At 56.2% G+C, this 393-nt stretch carries 1 protein-coding gene; it reads right to left on the bottom strand.

Annotated features, from left to right (window positions below; translation table 11 throughout):
* On the bottom strand, positions 1 to 393 hold a 393-nt coding region (locus tag G3I71_RS49575), incomplete at both ends, for a reverse transcriptase domain-containing protein (RefSeq protein ID WP_275409478.1).

Raw genomic sequence — 393 nt, 5'->3', positions numbered from 1 at the left:
TAGCGCCTTACGTTGAATCCCAGAAAATCAAAACCGTCTTCGAGGTGACAGACACGCGTCTTTTCCTCGTTAAAGGTGAGACCCCTGGGGGCCAACCATTCGGCTAGTCGGGATTTGCACTCCCATGCCTCATCCTCCGTGGTACACAACACCACGAAGTCATCGGCGTATCGAACAAGGACTGGAGAGGGTTCCTTTCCGGCGATTTCCTCTCCCATCCCGTGAAGAGCGACGTTCAGTAGCAACGGACTGATGACTCCCCCTTGGGGGGTGCCTTCTGGTGTTGAGCTGAACCGGCCGTCCTCCAGCACTCCAGCATTGAGCCATTTCTGGATCTGCTCTCGGCCGGGGAACCGACCGAGAGAGGTCATAAGATGGTCATGACTGATGCGG

This window comes from Streptomyces sp. SID12501 (assembly GCF_010550245.1).
Taxonomy (GTDB): Bacteria; Actinomycetota; Actinomycetes; order Streptomycetales; family Streptomycetaceae; genus Streptomyces.
The sequence above is the reverse complement of the archived record's forward strand: the minus strand, read 5'-3'. Positions and strand labels throughout refer to the sequence as shown.